Origin of the sequence: Paenibacillus sp. FSL H8-0048 (assembly GCF_038002825.1) — a bacterium.
In the GTDB taxonomy this organism is placed as follows: domain Bacteria; phylum Bacillota; class Bacilli; order Paenibacillales; family Paenibacillaceae; genus Paenibacillus_AQ.
In genome coordinates, this window is record NZ_JBBODF010000001.1 from 4649760 (window position 1) to 4670605 (window position 20846).

Sequence of the window (20846 nt, forward strand, 5' to 3'; positions counted from 1 at the left end):
GGTGAAGCTGAGCATATGCAAATGGGAACGATTCTGGTAGTGGATGATGAACAACCTATTGCTGATATATTGAAATTCAATCTGGAAAAAGAGGGCTACGAGGTTATCTGCGCCTTCGACGGCAACAGTGCAGTGGAGCTGGCTCTGTCCAAACGCCCCGATCTGATGCTGCTGGATCTCATGCTGCCCGGTAAGGACGGAATGGATGTCTGCCGTGAGGTACGCTCTGCCCATCTGGATATTCCTATCATTATGCTTACCGCGAAGGATGGGGAGATCGATAAAGTGCTGGGTCTTGAGCTTGGTGCAGATGATTATGTGACCAAGCCGTTCAGTACACGCGAGCTGCTGGCCAGAGTTAAAGCCCAAATGCGGCGCCAGCATAAGCCATCTCCGTCGGAAGCGCCGAGTGAGGCAGCGGAGAGCAAGCAGGGAGTCTATCATTTCGGATTATTCATTGATACGGATATGTATATGGTCTACAAGGATAGTGAGCCGCTGGATCTGACGCATCGTGAATATGAGCTGCTCTATTATATGATCCGCCATGCGGGCAAGGTAATGACCCGGGAGCATCTGCTGCAGGCTGTGTGGGGCTTCGAATATTTCGGCGATGTGCGGACGGTGGATGTGACAATACGCCGGCTCAGAGAAAAAATTGAGGAGAATCCCAGCAAGCCGGAGTATATTCATACCCGGCGCGGACTCGGTTATTTGATGCATAGCCCCAAAAACGGAGGGTTGTAATGAAGGCACTGTCCTTTTTCCGGACGATCCAGGCCAGGCTTATCGTAATCTATGTGCTGCTGATTCTGATTGCAATGCAGCTGATCGGCGTGTACTTTGTCAGCTCGATGAAGAACTCGCTGACGGATAACTTCACCAAGGACCTGAAGGCCCGGGCCGAGATGCTCTCGATCCTCACCGCTGACAAATTCGGCAGCGAGACGGGCACGGCCGATGAGGAATCGGCGGTGGAGAGCCTGCGCGGCATGGTGAACAATCTGTATATCAATGGTGCAGAAATTCAGGTGCTGGATGCGAGCGGCAAGATTATTACCACCTCGATCCCTTCGCAGAATGACTATGTCGGCCAGCGGAACACGCAGACCGTGGTCAGCCGCGCCTTGCAGGGCATCAGCGATAATGAGGAATATATCATCGCTGATGATAATGTGCGCAAGAAGGTAGTGGCGAAGCCGGTAATTTCCGGTGATAAGGTAGTAGGCGCCATCTATATCGCTGCTGATATGAAAGACTTATATGCCACCATGAGCCGGATTAACAGTGTATTCCTCTCGGGGCTGCTGCTGGCGCTGGCATTAACGGCCGTTCTGGGGGTCATTCTGGCCCATACAATCACGCATCCGATTAAGGAGATGACCAAGCATGCTACGGCTGTGGCGGAAGGACGCTTCAACCGTAAGGTTCCTGTGTTCGGCAATGATGAGATTGGGCAGCTGAGCCAGGCCTTCAACTATATGACGGACAGGCTGCGTGAGGCGCTGCTGCAGAACGAAGAGGAGAAGGAGAAGTTGTCGTCCATTCTCGCCAATATGAGTGACGGTGTCGTAGCCACGGACGAGAGCGGCGCGGTCATTCTGATGAATACACGCGCCGCCCTGATGCTGGGCGCGGAAGGACCGCTTCCTGCGGGGGCCTCGCTCGGCGGTCTGCTGGGTCTGGAGCCTGAGCAGTCTGTCTCGGTAACCCAGGGCGTGCCTCAGTCGGCTATGCTCCATCTGTCTCCCATGGGCGGAGAGGACCCCAATATTGTGCGGGTGACCTTCACCCCGATTCACCGCCGTGAAGGCGGACGGATCGCCGGTACGATTGCGGTGCTGCAGGATGTTACGGAGCAGGAAAATTTGGAGGAGTCCCGCCGGGAGTTCGTGGCGAATGTGTCGCATGAGCTGCGGACCCCGCTAACGACGATCAAGAGCTATGCGGAGGCGCTGGATGACGGTGCGCTGGAAGATCCGCAGCTTGCCGTGCGGTTCGTCGGAGTTATCCGCAATGAGACGGAGCGCATGATCCGGCTGGTTACGGATCTGTTGCATCTGTCGCGGCTGGATTCCAAGGAATCCAGCCTGCGCATTCAGCAGACGGATATCTCTGAGATGCTGGAGGATGTGGCCGACCGCTTCTCCTTCCAGATCCGCCAGAAGCGGATTCACATCAGCACCAGGGTGCAGAGGGATGTCGCTACAGCCTGGCTGGACCGCGATCAGATTGATCAAGTGTTGGGCAATCTGGTCTCCAATGCCCTCAAGTATACGCCTGAGGGCGGGACGATCCGGCTGGAGGCACATAAGAACGAGGACGGAATGCTGGCCGTGTCTGTCCGCGACTCCGGTATAGGGATTCCGAAGAAGGATATTGAACGCATCTTTGAACGCTTCTACCGGGTCGATAAGGCGCGTTCGCGGAACATGGGCGGAACAGGTCTGGGGCTGTCCATTGCCCGGGAAATTGTCAAAGCCCACGGCGGCTCCATTTCCCTGCAATCGGAGCTGAATGAGGGCTCATTGGTCACGTTCACGCTGCCTTTGATGAAGCAAAGGGGGAGTGAGGCGTGAAGGAGAGAATCAAATCATGGATGCTGGTTCTGCTTATATTCGGAAGCCTCGTGGAGAGCTATTATCTGATCTACAGGCTGCCGGGCAGCGACTCGGCGGTGTTGTCGAAGACCTTATATGTGAAGACGGATAATATGGGGCCGGAGGAGAAGGTGGAGAACCTGCTCTATCCCGATAAAATGATTATTCATATGGGCGGAGACAAGCATACGCTGTTCTACCCGAGCTCCACCTTCTATAATCTGATTATGAACCGCCTGAAGGGCCGCAGCTTCGAGAGCTTCCAGCGGCGGTCCGTACAGGATTTCGACTGGGACAAGATCCGCAGCGAGAATCCGGGCATTGAGCTGTCGTTCGGGGCAGGCATTCCGGTAACGCTGCTGCAGCGGGTCATGCAGATCTCGCCGGATTCACTGTTCGAGGGGGAGAGCATTGACCGGATCTGGATCTATAATATCAAAAATGACTCCAAAGCCCATGCCATCTTCTTCAGCACACGCGGGGATATTGTGTACGAGGCGGCTAAGGCCGATCTTACGGTTCAGGATGTGCAGCAGCATGTGGACTTCGGCAAGAATCTGACTCTATATACAGCCGTGAATGGTGAGTATTATGTCCCTGAGGCGGATGTGCCGCTGGTTAAGGTCGTAATGCCTGCGGGTATGTATACCATTGAGCAAATGCAAAGCAATCTGTTCTTCGATGCGGGCAGCACCAGATATATTCCGGAGAAGGATGGCTCCAAAATCTATACGGACAGCAAGCGCAGTTTGCAGGTAGACCAGGAGCAGAATTGGATGAGCTATAGCGACCCGGCTGCACTGCCGGATGGTGACAGTACGCCGGCAAAGGATGCGCTGGAGGCGGTGGATTTCGTGAACCGGCATGGCGGCTGGAACGGAACCTACAGGCTGGCTGCTACGGAGGAGGGCCGGCAGGACCGCAAGGTTTCTTTTCAGCAATATTATGGCGCTTATCCGTCCGGCTCCTATCCGATAATGAGTAATCCGCAGCTTCAGTATGGCGTAATCCATCTGGAGCTCCAGCAGGGAACGGTCTCTTCCTATGAGCGCTCCCTGATGTATACGAATGAGGAGAAGTCCGAGAAGACTATTGTCGAGCTGCCCGGCGGCGAATTGCTGAAGCAGCGGCTGGCGCAGATCGGCAGCTCCTTGCGGATTATTGAGCTTACACCTGCCTATATGCCTGCGCTGGCCGGGGAGAAGCTGCAGCTTCATCCGGTCTGGCGGGTTACGCTCAGCGATGGCAGTGAGCTTACATTGAATTAGGGCGGAGATTAAGCCGCGCGGACAGATTACCGATTCGAGGAGGAACGTTATGGACTGGGGAAGGGCCAAGAGTGTATTGATATATGCTTTTCTGGTGCTGAATCTGCTGCTGTGCTATCAGCTATGGATTGATGTGCGTGATCAGGTCAGCGCCGGACTTGACTTCACTTCCCTGTCTGCTGAGACTCAGGCGGTGATGGAAGAGAAGAACATCCGGCTGCTGTGCCCGATTCCGGCTGGTACTCCACAGCTGCCTGATATCACGTACCGTTATTCGGCCGAAGAGCAGAATGAACTGCCTGTGAAGCTTAAGGAGCCGATCGACAGCAAGCTGATGTACTCCTCGTTCTCGGAGCTGAGCAATCTGCTGAAGAGCCAGATTCCCGACATTGCCAATTACCGGTTCGATTCACAGGAGAGCGAGGTGGGCAAGTTCGTCCTGCATCCGCTGGTGGATAACAAGTGGTCCCTGTTCAGAGTGCGGCTGGAGCTGATTAACAGTGATCAAAAGATTGTGGCCTACCGCTGGCCGAAGATTGAGATTGCAGCAAGCCGGAGCGAGGATCTGCAGAAGGTGCTCCCGGCTTCACAGGCGCTTAGCAGTCTGATCGAGAAGTATTTCCCTGCAGATGCCGCAGTGAAGGAGATTGAGCTGGGTTATTACGGTGAGCTGTTCAACTCCGAGAGCCAGGTGGCTTCGCCGATGTGGCGGTTCATCTTGGAGGACGGCAGCGCCTACTATATGGATGCGATCAGTGCGGACATTATCAGTCCGAAGACAACAGAGTAGAAGGAGCAGGAGAGATATGGGGATTTCATTTACAGTACTGTCCAGCGGTTCTACCGGGAATGTGACAGTGGTGCGTAACGGCGAGACCACACTTATGATCGACGCGGGCTTAAGCGCGAAGCGGATTGACGAGCTGCTGGCTATGCGTGAGCTGACGGGAGCGGAGCTGGACGGGATTCTTGTGACGCACGAGCATTCGGATCATATTAAGGGGCTGGGCGCGATGGCCCGCAAGTATAATCTTCCGATCTATGCGAATTCGAACACCTGGGGAGCCATAGAGAAGGGGATTGGCAAGATTGAGGAGCATAACCGGGTCATTATGGAGACCGGGCAGCACCGGGATTTCGGCAGTATGCGGGTGGAATCCTTCGCCATCTCCCACGATGCTGCGGAGCCGGTAGCTTACAATTTCTATGACGGCAAGGAGAAGCTGTGTGTAGCGACAGACCTCGGGTATGTCAGCGACAAGGTGAGAACGGCTATATCGGATGCCGATGTGCTTGTGCTGGAGTCAAATCATGATATTGAAATGCTGCGGATGGGGCGTTATCCCTGGAATACGAAGCGGCGGATTCTCGGCGATCTGGGGCATCTGTCCAATGAGGCGGCAGGCGCAGCGCTCAGCGAGATTCTGAGCGGGCGGACCAAGCGCGCCTATCTGGCCCATCTGAGCAGAGACCATAATATGATGGATCTGGCGAAGATGTCCGTGCGCGGGGCGATGGAGGACCGGGGCTGCTTTTACAAAGACAGTGAGTTCAGGCTCTGTGATACCTACTATGACCGGCCTACGCCATGGGATAAGGTGAGTCAGTCATAAGGCGGTCAACCTCGGTAATCTTGTGCTCCAGCTCCTGGCGGGAGAATAGGCCTTTATCAATTAACAGCTCAATCATTGCATGCTGGACAAGAATCAGCTGATAATGTTCATCCTTAAGGTCCCCCAGCTTGCCAATGAACTGAACCAGATCCTTACTTGTTGAAAAAGACTCCATAGTCCGGACCTCCTTGTGAAATAGGTTATAGTGAGGCTGTGAATAATTTACATTTATTTAACATAGAAAACATGTGGGCAGCGCGGCTGCCTGTGATACAATCATATAGAGCGTTCTAATTCTATTGTAGTCTTTTAAGTTGCAAAATATTCCGGATACAAGCTGTTAACTTTTTAGTAGCTTATTAGAATAATAGACATCCCTTGCGCTTAGAACCCACTGGAATGTGGTGAATAAATCAAGTGAAACCTTTTAGTACTTCGTGAAGTCTAAGAGATATAGCGGTTAAGCTCGGGCGTGGTTGCTTGGCGTTCAGGTCGTGAATGCGGTGGCAATAGAGGGGAGAGAGTGTAACATGGGATTATTCGATGATGATTTCTATTCAACCAAGGTGTCACGGCGCAAAAGCGGCAAATCTAAATCAACCGGCGGATATGCTGACGGCAAGTGGGCTGTCCGCAAATCGAAGCGGTCGCTGGCAACCTGGCAGATCTCGCTGATCAGCTCTGTCTGCAGTGCTGTAGCGGCTGTGCTGCTGTTCAGTCTGGTAACGGGACAGTTCACCACGGAGAGAATTCAGGCCCCGGTGGTTATTGATAAGGTGGCTGCGAGCAGCGCTGATCCGTATGACCGGATTATTCAGGCTGCTGCACATATCCGCCCTGCGGTAGTGAGCATCATTAATCATAAAAAAGACAATAAGGAACTTAATATTCTCGATGAATCCGCTCTAGGCTCGGGAGTTATCTATAAGAAGGACGACAATAAGGCCTTTATCATTACCAATAACCATGTCATTGAGGGTGCCGGCAAGCTGGAAGTGGTTACAGTAGACGGCGTGACACACAAGGCGGAGCTGGTGGGCGCCGACAAGGTGAGTGATATTGCTGTGCTCTCCATTGACGGCAAGGGGATCGACCGGATTGCTGAGATCGGGGATTCCTCCAAGCTGCGTCTGGGTGAGACAGTCATTGCCATCGGTAACCCGCTAGGGCTCGGGGATACATTAACTTCCGGTATTGTCAGCTACACAGAGCGGACGATACCGGTATCACTGAACCAGGACGGCGTGTACGATTGGGAGCAGGAAGTGATCCAGACGGATGCGGCCATTAATGAGGGCAACAGCGGGGGCGCACTGGTGGATCTGGACGGTAAGGTGATTGGTATCAATACGATGAAGATCTCCGATACGGGGGTAGAGGGGTTGGGCTTTGCGATTCCCGCCAATCGTGTAGTGGAGACAGCCAATGAGCTTACTTCCAAAGGCCGTATAGCCCGGTCATACCTGGGCGTCTATTCAGTGGATCTGAATAATCCGTATGTGCCGTTGGCCGATGATCAGCGCAAGGAGCTTAATCTTCCGTCTACAGTAACGGATGGGGTTGTGGTTCTGGATGCTGTGGGACCGGCGAAGGATGCAGGCCTGCAGCTTAACGATGTGATTACGAAGTTCAACGATAAGCCGATTACTTCCACGCTGTCGCTGCGCAAATATCTGTACGATCATACCAAGATCGGAGATAAGCTGAAAATCACCTTCTACCGTGATGGTGAAGTGAAACAGACAACAGTCCAGCTTCTTGAAAAGCCAGAGGAATAAAATTGGAAATGGCCGTATATAATAATGAGGCAGTCACGATTACGGAAATAGTTCAAGCCGTCCTTTTCATAAAAAAGAAAAGGGCGGGGCTGTTTCAAGAATAAATAAATGGGGTAAATGGTAGTAATGGGTATAAATATTACGACTTAATGCGACTGGTAGCCCTTACATTGGGAAGTAGTCCTTATAAGGGAAAAAACGGAGAAATTAGGATAGAACAGCTTGCCTTTGTTATTAAGGTGTGGTAACATGAAATTATTCTTACATTGATACCTTATTCTCGCATTGAAAAGGGCTGTCAACCAAAGCTACAACCTTTCTCAATGTGTGAATTTTTTCTTTGTCTGAAGATAAAAAGAACATATTAATTTAAATTTGTGGAGGTAACACACATGCAAACAGGTACAGTTAAATGGTTCAACGCAGAAAAAGGATTCGGTTTCATCGAAGTTGAAGGCGGAAGCGACGTATTCGTTCACTTCAGCGCAATCACTGGCGACGGCTTCAAAACTTTGGACGAAGGCCAACGCGTTGAATTCAACGTTGTTCAAGGCAACCGTGGACCACAAGCCGAAAACGTTGTAAAACTGTAATTAATAGAAGATACCGTCCCCGCTTGTGAAAGTTGGGACGGTCTTTTTTTATCATTACTTGCTTGCAACATAAAGGAAGGAGGAACGGCAATGAACTACCGGAAAAAGCCTTTGGAGGAAGTACCGGAAGAAAATACCGCAATTTGGGCCTGCACCAATGAGGATTGTAATGGATGGATGAGGGATAATTTCGCATTTGAACATGCACCTTCCTGCCGTCTCTGTCATTCCCCAATGGTTCGTAGCATGAAGATGCTGCCGCAATTGCTTAATTCAAATGGCGATCTCAAATCGCTTAAGAAAGGTATTTCCATTACCTAGACCAATACCTTTATGAGTCAAGACAACTTATATATGAGAGACACATTCAAGACGGTGAATCCGTCTTATTTTTTTTGCTTTTAAGCGCAATATTGTGATATTTGTCACAAATTTATTGTTTTTTATGCCTAAACGGGGCGTATAATGTGATAATCATCACACTTTGAGTGATAGAAATTTGACAAAATAGACATAACGAAATGGGGAGAAGGAAGGGGAGAAATATGGATACAGTACTGCTGTCACGTATACAATTTGCGTCGACGACAATTTTTCATTATTTCTTTGTGCCAGTATCGATCGGACTTGCGCTCATAATTGCCATTATGGAGACCATGTACGTAAGAAAGGGCAATGAAGAGTACAAAAGAATGGCGCAATTCTGGGGGAAGCTGTTCCTGATTAACTTCGCAGTAGGTGTAGTAACAGGAATCTTGCAGGAATTCCAGTTCGGAATGAACTGGTCCGATTATTCGCGCTTCGTCGGTGATGTGTTCGGGGCTCCGCTTGCGATTGAAGCCTTGTTGGCTTTCTTCCTGGAGTCCACGTTCATCGGAATCTGGATCTTCGGCTGGGATAAGGTGTCCAAGCGGATTCACCTATTATCCATCTGGCTGGTAGCCTTCGGGACAATGCTGTCGGCATTCTGGATTCTGCTGGCTAACTCGTTCATGCAGCATCCGGTGGGCTTCCAGATTAGCAATGGCCGTGCTGAGATGAATGACATCTTCGCACTGATTACGAACGGCCAGCTGCTGGTGGAATTTCCGCATACAGTGCTTGCCGCTTACGCTACAGGCGCCTTCCTGGTAACAGGGATCAGTGCTTACAAATTGCTTAAGAAGCAGGACGTCGCCTTTTTCCGGAAATCATTCGAGATTGCAGCCATTGTAGGGGTTATCTCTTCCTTCGGCGTTGCGGTTGCCGGACATGCACAGGCTCAATATCTGGTAGAGACACAGCCCATGAAGATGGCCGCATCCGAAGCGCTGTGGGGTGAGAGCGGCGACCCGGCACCTTGGACGGTATTTGCCAATATCGATGTGAAGAACCAGACCAACAGCAATGAAGTTCAGGTTCCGTATCTGCTGAGCTTCCTGTCCTACAGCAAATTCTCCGGTGATGTGAAGGGGATGCTGGAGCTGCAGAAGGAGTATGAAGCAGCCTACGGACCGGGAGATTATATTCCGCCGGTCAAAACAACCTTCTGGAGCTTCCGGATCATGGTTGCTGCCGGCACGTTGATGATGCTGTTTGGGGTATATGCTATCTACCTCATGTGGCGCAAAAAGATGGACAGACCCAATACCTGGTTCATGCGCTTCATGTTCTGGGGACTGCTGCTTCCGCCGATTGCCAACACGGCCGGCTGGATTATGACAGAGATCGGGCGTCAGCCATGGACTGTATTCGGACTTATGACTACAGAAGACAGTGTATCGCCTAATATTACCAGCGGACAGGTACTGTTCTCGGTGATTTCTTTTACCGCGATCTATGCCATATTGGGTGCAGTGCTGGTTGGCCTGTTCGTCAAAGTGATCAAAAAAGGTCCTTATGCTATGGATAACGAACACGGTGAATCCCACGATCCGTATAACAAGGAGGGCTAACCAATGTCACTTAATGAATTATGGTTTCTGCTGATTGCGGTGCTGTTCGTCGGGTTCTTCTTCCTGGAAGGCTTCGACTTCGGTGTAGGGATGGAGACGCAGATTCTGGCCAAGAATGACACGGAACGCCGGATATTGATCAATTCGATCGGGCCGTTCTGGGATGCGAATGAGGTATGGCTGATTACGGGTGCCGGTGCAATGTTCGCGGCCTTCCCGCATTGGTATGCTACGCTGTTCAGCGGTTTCTATATACCGTTTGTATTTGCCCTGCTGGCGTTGATTGCCCGTGGTGTTGCCTTCGAGTTCAGAGGTAAGCGCGATTCCAAGGCTTGGCAGAAAACATGGGATGTCTGCATCTTCTTCGGCAGCTTCCTGCCGCCGTTCCTGCTCGCCGTGGTATTCGCCAGCTTCATCAAGGGCTTGCCGATTGACAAGGATATGCAGATGTATGCCGGATTCTTCGATATCGTTAATGCGTATACGGTAGTTGCAGGCATTACGGTTGTTCTGCTGTGTCTGGTACACGGCCTGATGTTCACTACGCTTCGTACGCTCGGAGATTTGCAGGAACGGGCGCGTAAGCTGGCCCAGAAGCTGCTGATTCCACTGGCGGCGCTGCTGGTAGCCTTCGTTGTAATGACGTATACTATGACAGATATCTTCGATAAACGCGGAACGCTGCTATGGATTGTAGTTGTTCTGGGTGCAGCCGCTTATCTGCTGGCAGGATATTTCATGACTAAGAAGAAGGACGGCTATGCCTTCGGAATGACTGGTGCTGTGATGGCGCTGTCTGTTGCTTCGATCTTCATTGGACTGTTCCCGCGGGTTATGATCAGTTCGCTGGATCAGGCGTTCAACCTGACGATTACGAATGCAGCCTCCGGCCAATACTCGCTGAAGGTGATGACGATTGTAGCGCTGACTCTGCTGCCGTTCGTGCTGGGTTATCAGATCTGGAGTTATTTCATCTTCCACAAACGGGTTCATGAGAAGGAGCATCTTGAATACTAATGGATAAAAATTTGCTTGGGTATAAAGGAGTTAAGCCTGTCTTTCTGCTGGTTGGCTTCCTGACCCTGGTGCAAAGCTTCTCCATTCTTCTGCTGGCGAAGTCGCTGGCAGAAGCTGTCTCTGCGCTGTTTGCGGGAGAACCGCTGAAGGAACAAGGGGCTAGAGCGCTCTTGTTCCTTCTTGCGTTTCTTGTGCGTCATGCCTGTGCTATGCTGATGAGCCGGGCGGCGTACCGCTTCGCGGAAGCGACCGGCAGCAGCATGCGGAGACAGATGATGGACAAGCTGTTCCAGCTGGGACCAAGGCTGGCTGGCGACCGGGGGACCGGAAATATGGTCACATTAGTGCTTGAAGGAGTAACGAAGTTCCGCGCGTACCTGGAGCTGATTATTCCACGGATGGTCGGTATGGCGGTAACACCCGCTCTGCTGCTTGTCTATGTGTTCACCCTGGATACGTCCAGCGGTGTCATTCTTACCTTAACGATGCCGATCATTATTGTATTCATGATCCTGATCGGGATGACGGCCCGCAAGCAGATGGACCGTCAGCTGAAGTCTTACCGTACCTTATCGAATCACTTTGTGGATTCGCTACGCGGTCTGGAGACGCTGAAATTCCTTGGACGAAGCCGCAGTCACAGTGAGAGTATCGCCAAAGTCAGTGACCGCTACCGTTCAGCAACTATGCGTACGCTGCGAGTCGCCTTTCTGTCCTCGTTCGCACTGGATTTCTTCACCATGCTGTCTGTTGCTTCGGTAGCGGTAAGCCTGGGTCTGCGTCTGGTCAATGAGCAGATGACGCTGGTTACCGGACTGACGATTCTGATTCTCGCGCCGGAGTATTTCCTGCCGGTACGGCTGGTGGGTGCAGACTTCCATGCCACACTGGATGGTAAGGAAGCCGGTGAAGCGATGAAGAGCATTATTGACCGTGAGACAGTCCAGGCGAAGCTGCTGGAGCCGGGTGGGCAGAAGGAGATGGCGGGCCTTGGCGGAGCTTGGTCAGGCGACTTTTTCACGTGGAACAATAACAGCCACCTGAAGCTTGACGGGGTAGGCGTGACCTATGAAGCGGACGGAGTGTCGTCGCTCGAAGCTGTTCATCTTGAATTCAGCGGGTACCGCAAGATTGGTATTATCGGAGAGAGCGGCGCAGGCAAGTCTACACTGGTAGACATTCTGGGCGGCTTCCTTCATCCAACCTCCGGAACCCTTACGATCAATGGAAGCCTGGTCAGTGCGCTGACCGATGAGGGCTGGCGGAAGCAGACGGCCTATATTCCGCAGCGCCCTTACATCTTCAGCGGCACGCTGGCTGACAATGTCCGGTTCTATTATCCGGAGGCTTCGCAGGAGGCTGTAGCTGCTGCGCTGGAGTCAGCAGGTTTATCGAAGCTGGTGTCCTCACTGCCGGAAGGTCTGAACGAGATGATCGGGGGCGGCGGCCGTTCGCTCAGCGGCGGGCAGGAGCAGCGCGTGGCTCTGGCCCGCGCTCTGCTGAGCAGCCGCCCGATTATGCTGCTGGATGAGCCGACGGCCCATCTGGACATTGAGACGGAATATGAGCTGAAGGAGACGATGCTGCCGCTGTTCGAGGGCAAGCTGGTATTCCTGGCTACACACCGCCTGCACTGGATGATCGACATGGATCTGATTGTCGTTATGCAGCAGGGACGGGTAGCTGAGATAGGCACACACGACGAGCTGACTGCGCGGCGGGGTGCTTATTATGAGCTTATTCAAAGTCAATTGGAGGGAATCCATTGAAACGTGAAGGATGGTTTGCTCCCTATTACTCTGCCTACTTCTGGCGGTTCGTGTTGATCATCCTGCTGGGCGCACTGACCATCTTCTCAGCGTCTTCGCTGATGTACACCTCAGGCTTCCTGATCTCGAAGGCCTCGATTCCGCCGGAAAATATACTGATGATCTATGTCCCTATTGTCGGTGTGCGCACCTTCGGGACCAGCCGGGCTGTTATCCACTATGTCGAGCGGCTCGTGGGACATGACACGATTCTGCGCATTCTGTCGAAGATGCGGGTCCGGCTGTACCATATGCTGGAGCCGCAGGCGCTGTTCTTGTCCTCGCGCTTCCGTACCGGGGATATTCTCGGTATGCTGGCCGATGATATCGAATATTTGCAGAATGTGTATCTGCGTACAGTCTTTCCGGGTATTATCGCGCTATTGATCTATGCAGCGGCGATGATTGCGCTTGGGACGTTCGATGTGGCTTTTGCTCTGCTTATGGGACTCTATATGCTGGTGCTGGTTGTCGTATTACCGCTGATCTCCCTCCTGCTTACCCAGAAGCGTCAGCGTCAGGTGAAGCAGGAGCGTAACCGGCTGTATCAAAAGCTGACAGATGCTGTGCTCGGACTAGGTGACTGGGTCATCAGCGGACGGCAGAGCCAGTTCGTCGATACGTATGAAGCGGACGAGCAGGCGGTTGCCCGCATAGACGGTTCGCTGCGGCGCTGGGCACGGCTGCGTATGTTCATCGGGCAGGCGGTGGTCGGACTGGCCGTGTTGTCTCTATTATACTGGGCGGCTGGACAGTATGCTGAGGGGGCGATTGCCGGAACGCTGATCGCAGCGTTCGTGCTGGTGGTCTTCCCGGTGGCGGATGCCTTCCTGCCCGTATCCGAGGCTGTGGAGAAAATTCCGCAATACCGGAATTCACTGGAGCGGCTGGAGGGTGTGGAGCCCCCGGCGGAGGGTGTACTCTCTGAGGCGGAGAAAGGCAGGAATGCCGAAGCTGCGGCTCAGGCCGTTGCTGCTGCCGAGGCTGCCAAGGCTGCCAAGGCCAGCGGACAGGTTCATATTGAACTGAAGTCGGCAGGCTACCGCTATGCGGCAGGTGACGACTTCTCCGTTCAGGAGCTTGACCTTGCGCTGCCGCAGGGGCGGAAGATTGCCGTAATCGGCCGCAGCGGAGCCGGTAAATCGACACTGCTCAAGATGGTGCAGGGCGTGATTGCGCCCACCGTCGGCTCCGTGACGATTAACGGGATCGATGCTGCGGCTTACGGTGAGCGGATTCCGCAGCTCATCGCGGTGCTGAACCAGAGCCCGCATTTGTTCGACACCACGGTGGCGAACAATATCCGGCTCGGGGACCCGGGGGCTTCGGAGGCAGCGGTCCAGCAGGCGGCAGCCCTGGCGAAGCTGGATAAGCTGATCTCCTCGCTGCCGGAGGGCTATGATACTCCGGTACGCGAGGCGGGGCAGCGCTTCTCCGGCGGAGAGCGCCAGCGGATGGCCCTGGCCCGTATTCTGCTGCAGAATACGCCGATGGTTGTGCTGGACGAGCCCACCGTTGGCCTCGACCCGCGCACGGAGCGCGAGCTGCTGGCCACGATGTTCGAGGCGATGGCCGGCAAGACGCTGATCTGGGTCACGCATCATCTGGTGGGCGCCGAGCAGATGGACGAGGTCATCTTCATGGAGAATGGCCAAGTGGAAATGCGCGGCACTCATGCCGAGCTGATGAAGCAGCAGCCGCGTTACCGCAAGCTCTATGAGCTGGACCGGCCGGGCCAATATCTGAATGGGGCAGATGGTGTGTAGAGGCTAGGATTAGAGCCGAGGTAAGTGTGTGATTGCAACTGAAAAGCTCTTCCTGTCCCGCTGGGGGCAGGAAGAGCTTTTTTGCATGTGGGCCGGATGTAATCGGAAAACCGGCCACATTGGGCGAGTGCATGGGTATGCGGGCCGGATGTAATCGGAAAACCGACCATATTGGGCGAGTGCTGGGGTATGCGGGCCGGATGCTCGGAAAACCGGCCACATTGGGCGGGTGCAGGGGTATGCGGGCCGGATGTAATCGGAAAACCGACCATATTGGGCGAGTGCTGGGGTATGCGGGCCGGATGCTCGGAAAACCGGCCACAATGGGGGAGTTGGGGTATGCGGGCCGGATGTAATCGGAAAACCGGCCACATTGGGCGGGTGCAGGGGTGTGTGGGCCGGATATAATCCTGTACATGTCCGGTGGATAGGACAAACCCGGGAAATTAAGGTACACTTAACTGGTCGATCCTGGAAATATATCAATTAGAACGGGGTGGAAGCATGTGATAACGGAGGGCTCCTGCGATTATAAATAAGGAGAGATTAATCAATGGAATCAACAACATGCGAATTAACATGGAATCTGGACCGGATCTATCCCTCGTTCGAGTCGGAGGGATTTCAGCAGGACCGCAGGCAGGTGGAGAGCCTTGCCGGGGAGCTGAATACATGGTCGGCCTCGCAGCCCGTTAGCGGGCAGGACGCTGCAGACCTGATGGAAGAGTTCCTTAAACAATATAATGCGTATCAACAGCTATTTTTGCGTCTGTTCAGCTATGCGGAGCTGCGGTTCAGTGCGGATAGCCAGTGTGAGGAAGCTGTGAATCTGATGGACGAGCTGGAAGAGGTGACCAGCGGGGCGGGTGAAGCTTTGGTCCGCTTCAGCAAGTGGCTGGCGGGGGTAAGCGCGGGTGAACTGGAGCGGAGTCTCCGTTCCAGCGCTTATCTGGAGCAGCATGGCTTCTATCTGCGCGGATTACAGGGCAAATCGCAGCATATGCTTAGCGCGGAAGGCGAAGCGGTCATTGCCCGGATGCAGAACACCGGCTCGAAGGCGTGGGAGCGGCTGTACATGCAGACGCTATCCACACTGCGCACCGATCTGGAACTGGGTGGAGTTACCCGCAGTGTGACACTGGCGGAGCTGCGGAATCTGGTCTACGACCCTGATCCTGTGGTACGGCAGGCAGCGGCAGAAGCAGAGCATAAGGCTTGCCGCAGTGTTGCGGAGCAGAGTGCTGCTTGTATTAATGCTGTGTCCGGTGAGGCGGCTGCCGTCTATGAGCTGAGGGGTTATGTCTCCCCGCTGCATAAGGTGCTGGAAGCAGCGCGGATGGATCAGGAGACGCTGGAGGTGATGCTTCAGGCCATCCAGGAGAGCCTGCCGGTCTTCCGGCAATATTATGCCGGGAAGGCTGTGCGGCTGGGGCATGCGGGGGGACAGCTGCCGTTCTGGGATGTTTTTGCGCCCATGGGTACGGAGTCTTCAGTCCGCGTAACCTATGCTGAGGCCCAGGCGATGATTATCGCGGGGTTCAGCAGGTTCAGCCCCGAGCTGGGCGGGTTCGCCCGCAAGGTGTTCAGGGAACGCTGGGTTGATGCCGAGCCTCGCAGCGGGAAGGGCAATTTCGGGATGTGTGTCGATATCGTCCCGATTGGAGAGAGCCGGATCATAACAAGCTTCCACGGCCAATATATAGATGTGAGTGTGCTGGCCCACGAGATTGGGCACGCGTATCATACCAGCCGCCTTGCAGGACATACGATGGTCAACATGGATTATCCGGTGCCGATTGCGGAGACCGCGTCGATTTTTTGCGAGAGTCTGATTCATGTTGAACTCTTGAACTCGCTGCCTGCGGAGGAAGCGGATGCGATCCTGGAACGTAGTCTCTCGGATGCGGGGTATTATATTGTCGATTTCTATGCGAGATACTGCTTCGAGCGCGCGCTCTATGCCCGCCGGTTATCCGGTCCCCTTCCATTAGAGGAGCTGAACGCATTGATGCTGGAGTCGATGGCTGCCGCTTACGGGGATAGTGTACTGCCCGGGTCCATCCATCCCTACCAGTGGATTAGCAAGGCAGGGTATTATATGGCAGGCAATGAGTTCCTGAACTTCCCGTATTCCTTCGGGCTGCTGTTCTCCAAGGGGCTGTATGCCCAGTACCAAAAGCAGGGCCAGGCGTTCGTGAGCCGCTATGAACAGTTCCTCTCAGCAACCAGTACCCGGAGCATCGCAGACGCTGCCATGCTGATGGATATTGATGTGCATTCCCAGGATTTCTGGCAGGAGGCGCTCGGATTCATTGCCGGGGATATCCAGAAGTTTACGGGGAGGGAATAAGGCCCGGGTTTTGCGCTGCGGGAGGTTCCTTTTTGCAGGGAAGTGTGGTAGAACAGTAGTATAAGTCTACGCCGCAGCGGCACAGAAAGGGATGCTTGATTGAATGTATGTAGTCTGTAAGGAACACGTAGAGCTGGCCATCGACAAATTTGTGGACGAGTACGAGGATGCACCAGATGTAGTCGATCTGAAGGAGACGGAGTTCTCGGACTGGGACCCGCCGGCGAAATGTGCGGAATGTGAACGAAATGCAGAATATCTGGTCGTCTGAGGGCGGCCGGAATAACAAACACCCTGTGGCCGTGAAGGCTGCAGGGTGTTTTGGCGTGCGGGCGTATGTGTGAAAGGTATAGTTGCGGATATAGCATTACATTAAAAGTATTGTTATCTAGCAGTCTGCGGCTTTCGCCATCTCGGACAGCGGGCTGCGCTGACTGCCCCGCAGGTAGATAAAGGCGGAGCCAATCGCCACGATTGCTGCAACGGACAAGCCCCAGTAGATGTTGGAGTAAGCGGCCTGAAGCGGCAGGCTGCGCTGCCATTCCAGGGCGCTGGCGGCCATTGCTACGCTGAAGGCACCGCTGAAGAACTGCAGCAGCTGGAAGAGCCCCATCCCGGAGCCGATCTGCGAAGCAGGCAGGATGCGCGAGATTTCATTCGACACACTGCTCGACAGTACAGTGAAGGACAGGCTCATGATCATGTAGACGAGCATGACGGCGATCCATGATTGTCCGGCGAATAGGGCGAACAATACGGTGGCGGCCAGAACGAGCAGAGGTGCGAAGCGCAGAATTCCGGTGTTGCCGTAGCGGTCAATCATCCGCCCGACCAGGCGGGAGACGAAGATGGCCAGCAATGAGCCCGGGAAGATGACCAGGCCGGCATGGCTGGCGCTGAAGCCGAAGCGGTGAGTCAGAATCTGCGGCAGCAGGAACAGGGTAGCGAAGCTGCACAGGTAAGAGGCAACCCCGATCAGTGCCAGTACCAGATAGGACCGGTTGCTGAACAGCGCGGGCAGCACGAATGGATCAGGGGTCGTGCGGATACGCCCTACGAATAGGGCAATCGCGGCGATGCCGGCGATCAGCGCGATCCACAGTCCGCTGGTCAGGAACAGCAGAAGACCTGTGGTACCTACGCCGAGGAAGATTCCGCCCAGAACATCGAATGAGCCGCTAGCCGGAACTTCCTTGGGCAGCAGGATCAGGAATAGCGGCACCAGCAACAGAATGGCGGCAGTGACTGCGAACAGCCAGGTCCAGCCGAGGTATTCAACAATGGAGCCGCCGGCTACCGGGCCCAGACCGAGTCCCAGGGAGACGGCCGACATGATCGTCGCCATGGCTTTGCCGCGCCTAGCCTGCGGAATGTAGCGGGTGAACAGGACAAGAGACAGCGACATCACGGCGCCTGCACCTGAGGCTTGCAGAATACGAACAATCAGCAGGAAGATGAAGCTGGTGCTGAAGAATCCGGCCACAGCAGCAAGCCCTAGGGTCAGCAGCCCGATAATCAGCAACCGGCGGATCGGCAGGAAGTCCGAGAGCCGGCTGTATGTGATTGAGGCAATAGAGAACATGATGGAATACCCGGTTACAATCCAGGAGGCGGACGCTGCGGTGATGCCGAAGGTCTCGGTTACATCGGGCAGGGCCAGATTGAACATCGCTGTGTTCATAATCACGAGCACGACAGCAATGCTGAATAGCAGAGTTAGCAATCCTTCTCGTGGAAGAGCTGCTTGCGGAGCAGCCATTGAATGCTCTTGATCGCCCTCAGAAGCAGGTGATGAGGTCATGAGAAAGCCACTCCTTCATTAAGTTATTGTATTGTTCGATTACTTACGAACTATTGAAATATAGCATGCACTAATGTAAAATGCAATTAGGAAATCATCGTGAAAAGAATTACTATTATATACTCTGAAGGAGTCTTATTCATGAAGCAGCTCCATCATCCCGACCGCAAGGACATTCAACTCGCCTCAGTGTTGTATGCACTCAGCGACCCGATCCGCCTATATGTAGTGTCGGAGATCTGTAACCACGGCCCCAAGGCCTGCAACAGCTTCAAGGTGCCGATTGCCAAGTCCACGCTGACCCACCATGCCCGGACGCTGCGCGAAGCGGGTGTCATTCATACCCGGGTGCAGGGTACCCAGCGCATTCTGTCCCTGCGGACGGAAGATTTGGACGAGCGGTTCCCCGGGCTGCTGGATTCCGTATTGCAGGCTTACGTCAGTCCTGGCCCAGACGAGGGATTCGGGGAGCCGGAAGAAGAAGGGCAAGAACAGGGATAATTAATTATATAACGCATGACATATACCGTATGAGATCATCGCCACTCCAGGTTCTGGGGTGGTTTTTTGGTATGTACAGAGCATACAACCGTTACCATTGACAGAATTGTATCGGGTACAGTAATATTTTAAATTGTATTGATAATCATTCTCGATTAGAAAAGAGGAAGTCAACGCTATGTTCGCATCTAAAGGTAAAAGACTGCTGCAAGGCCTGCTCGTATTATTGGTTATATCCATGGCCGCTGCAGGCTGTTCATCGAATACTACGGAGAAATCATCGGCTGCCGGAGACTCGCAAGCCACGAAGACCCTTACAATGGCATGGCCCCGGGATATTGGACCGATGAATCCGCATTTATATAATCCGTCCCAGCTGCTGGCCCAATCTATGATCTATGAGCCGCTTGTCAGTTATCAGGACGGGAAGCTTGTTCCCGCTCTGGCCGAATCCTGGACGCTGTCACAGGATGGCAAGGTATACACATTCAAGATCCGCAGCAACGTCAAGTTCTCGGACGGAACGGCTTTTACCGCACAGTTGGTGAAGAAGAATATGGATGCGGTCTTACATAATAAGAAGCTGCACACGTGGCTGGGCATGATCCCGCTGATTGAGAAGACAGAAGCGGTGGATGACACTACGTTCCGGCTTACGCTGACAGAGTCGTATTATCCGGCACTGTATGATCTTGCAGTAGTGCGGCCGGTACGCTTCCTTGGCGAGGCGGGCTTCCCCGAGGATGGCGATACGTCCAAGGGCATTCGCAGCCCGATTGGAACCGGACCTTGGGTGCTAAGCGAGTATAAGAAGGATGAATCGGCAACCTTTACACCGAATCCGTACTATTGGGGCGATAAGCCGAAGGTGGACAAGGTGGTGGTGAAGGTGATCCCGGATGCGGAGACGCGTGTGCTGTCTTTTGAAAAAGGGGATCTGGATCTGATCTACGGCGAAGGTCTCATCAGCTATGACGCCTACAAGGAGCTTGAGAGCACCGGGAAGTACGTCACTAAGCTGTCTGAGCCGATTGCAACCCGCAATCTGGTGTTGAATACCATGAACGCGAAGCTTGCTGATCTTAAGGTCCGTCAGGCACTTGGCATGGGCTTCAATAAGGAAGCGATGGTCGAAGGAGTGACGCTGGGGCTGGAGGAGAAGGCAGACAATATCCTGCCGCCGAATCTGCCTTATGCCAATCTCAAGGTAACTCCGGTGAAATATGATGTGGAGCAGGCGAATGCTCTGCTTGATGAAGCGGGCTGGAAGCTGCCTTCAGGTGGGGGCGTGCGGGAGAAGGATGGACAGAAGCTTGAGCTGGAGCTGATGTATGACAAGGCGGATCAGACGATGAAGGCGATGGCGGAGACCCTGCAAGCGGAATGGGCGGGAATCGGTGTGAATCTGAAAATCACCGGCGTCGAGCTGACCGTCTACATCCAGCGCAGAAAGGCCAATGAGTTCGATATGAATTTCTATTCGACCTTTGGTGCGCCATATGACCCGCATTCCTTCATGACGGCTGTGGTTCAGCCGGGCTATGGGGTCTCGGATACCCTGGCGGCTCTGCCAATGAAGGCTGAGATTGATAAGAAAATCAAAGCAGCCATGGCAACAACAGACGATAAGGTCCGTACTGAGCTGTTCGGCTCTGTGCTCACTACGCTGCAGGAACAGTCTTCAATCCTTCCGATATCCTACATCAAGCAGATGGCAGTGTACCGGGACAATGTGGCTGAATTCAAGTTCCCGTCCAACCGGGATGAATACCCGCTTCATGGAATTGAGAAGAAGTAGTAGTCACGCAGGAGGGTTC

Annotated in this window: 18 protein-coding genes; 16 read left to right on the top strand and 2 right to left on the bottom strand. The window is 53.7% G+C overall.

What is annotated here, in order from left to right:
- Positions 1 to 15: 15 nt before the first annotated feature.
- From yycF to NSU18_RS19865, 5 genes are read left to right on the top strand one after another with little or no spacing between them, the layout of a single operon-like run.
- Entirely contained in the window at positions 16 to 747 is a 732-nt protein-coding gene (gene yycF / locus NSU18_RS19845) for a response regulator YycF (RefSeq protein ID WP_341015539.1), read from the top strand.
- A complete protein-coding gene (gene walK, locus NSU18_RS19850; protein WP_341015541.1) occupies positions 747 to 2579 on the top strand; it encodes a cell wall metabolism sensor histidine kinase WalK in 1833 nt (610 codons plus the stop codon). Before yycF ends, walK begins: the two co-directional genes overlap by 1 nt.
- Positions 2576 to 3868, top strand: coding sequence for a YycH family regulatory protein (locus NSU18_RS19855; RefSeq protein ID WP_341149841.1), 1293 nt, complete (start codon positions 2576 to 2578; stop codon positions 3866 to 3868). The genes walK and NSU18_RS19855 overlap by 4 nt, the downstream gene beginning before the upstream one ends.
- 49 nt (positions 3869 to 3917) lie before the next feature.
- Complete coding sequence (gene yycI, locus NSU18_RS19860; RefSeq protein ID WP_340750554.1) at positions 3918 to 4658, top strand: two-component system regulatory protein YycI; 741 nt, start codon at positions 3918 to 3920, stop codon at positions 4656 to 4658.
- Between the two features lie 16 nt (positions 4659 to 4674).
- A complete protein-coding gene (locus NSU18_RS19865; RefSeq protein WP_036699804.1) occupies positions 4675 to 5481 on the top strand; it encodes an MBL fold metallo-hydrolase in 807 nt (268 codons plus the stop codon).
- On the opposite strand, the gene NSU18_RS19870 is transcribed toward NSU18_RS19865, so the two are convergent.
- Positions 5450 to 5656, bottom strand: a complete 207-nt coding sequence (locus tag NSU18_RS19870; RefSeq protein WP_341015545.1) for a hypothetical protein — start codon at positions 5654 to 5656, stop codon at positions 5450 to 5452. The genes NSU18_RS19865 and NSU18_RS19870 overlap by 32 nt on opposite strands.
- 355 nt (positions 5657 to 6011) lie before the next feature.
- On the opposite strand from NSU18_RS19870, the gene NSU18_RS19875 reads away from it, so the two are divergent.
- The 9 genes from NSU18_RS19875 (at position 6012) to NSU18_RS19915 (ending at position 16998) form a co-directional block, all read left to right on the top strand.
- The gene (locus tag NSU18_RS19875) at positions 6012 to 7259 is read left to right on the top strand and encodes a S1C family serine protease (protein ID WP_341015546.1); all 1248 of its coding nucleotides are present in this window, start codon (positions 6012 to 6014) and stop codon (positions 7257 to 7259) included.
- Positions 7260 to 7651: 392 nt separating this feature from the next.
- Entirely contained in the window at positions 7652 to 7852 is a 201-nt protein-coding gene (locus NSU18_RS19880; RefSeq protein ID WP_019914582.1) for a cold-shock protein, read from the top strand.
- A 90-nt stretch (positions 7853 to 7942) separates the two neighbouring features.
- Positions 7943 to 8173 (top strand): cold-shock protein, encoded by a 231-nt coding sequence (locus NSU18_RS19885; protein WP_036699797.1) that lies wholly within the window; start codon positions 7943 to 7945, stop codon positions 8171 to 8173.
- 224 nt (positions 8174 to 8397) lie between these two features.
- Complete coding sequence (locus NSU18_RS19890; RefSeq protein WP_341149842.1) at positions 8398 to 9786, top strand: cytochrome ubiquinol oxidase subunit I; 1389 nt, start codon at positions 8398 to 8400, stop codon at positions 9784 to 9786.
- Positions 9787 to 9789: 3 nt separating this feature from the next.
- The gene (gene cydB, locus NSU18_RS19895; protein WP_341015550.1) at positions 9790 to 10803 is read left to right on the top strand and encodes a cytochrome d ubiquinol oxidase subunit II; all 1014 of its coding nucleotides are present in this window, start codon (positions 9790 to 9792) and stop codon (positions 10801 to 10803) included.
- Entirely contained in the window at positions 10803 to 12572 is a 1770-nt protein-coding gene (gene cydD, locus NSU18_RS19900; RefSeq protein WP_341149843.1) for a thiol reductant ABC exporter subunit CydD, read from the top strand. The genes cydB and cydD overlap by 1 nt, the downstream gene beginning before the upstream one ends.
- A complete protein-coding gene (gene cydC / locus NSU18_RS19905) occupies positions 12569 to 14377 on the top strand; it encodes a thiol reductant ABC exporter subunit CydC (RefSeq protein WP_341149844.1) in 1809 nt (602 codons plus the stop codon). Before cydD ends, cydC begins: the two co-directional genes overlap by 4 nt.
- Before the next feature lie 553 nt (positions 14378 to 14930).
- A complete protein-coding gene (locus NSU18_RS19910) occupies positions 14931 to 16727 on the top strand; it encodes a M3 family oligoendopeptidase (RefSeq protein ID WP_341149845.1) in 1797 nt (598 codons plus the stop codon).
- Positions 16728 to 16830: 103 nt separating this feature from the next.
- A complete protein-coding gene (locus NSU18_RS19915) occupies positions 16831 to 16998 on the top strand; it encodes a CxxH/CxxC protein (RefSeq protein ID WP_063829067.1) in 168 nt (55 codons plus the stop codon).
- Positions 16999 to 17115: 117 nt separating this feature from the next.
- On the opposite strand, the gene NSU18_RS19920 is transcribed toward NSU18_RS19915, so the two are convergent.
- Positions 17116 to 18528, bottom strand: coding sequence for an MFS transporter (locus NSU18_RS19920; RefSeq protein ID WP_341149846.1), 1413 nt, complete (start codon positions 18526 to 18528; stop codon positions 17116 to 17118).
- 141 nt (positions 18529 to 18669) lie between these two features.
- Between NSU18_RS19920 and NSU18_RS19925 the strand changes: the two genes are divergently transcribed.
- Together NSU18_RS19925 and nikA are read left to right on the top strand one after the other, a co-directional pair.
- Entirely contained in the window at positions 18670 to 19029 is a 360-nt protein-coding gene (locus NSU18_RS19925; RefSeq protein WP_341015560.1) for an ArsR/SmtB family transcription factor, read from the top strand.
- Positions 19030 to 19207: 178 nt separating this feature from the next.
- Positions 19208 to 20827, top strand: a complete 1620-nt coding sequence (gene nikA, locus NSU18_RS19930; protein WP_341149847.1) for a nickel ABC transporter substrate-binding protein — start codon at positions 19208 to 19210, stop codon at positions 20825 to 20827.
- Positions 20828 to 20846 lie beyond the last annotated feature (19 nt).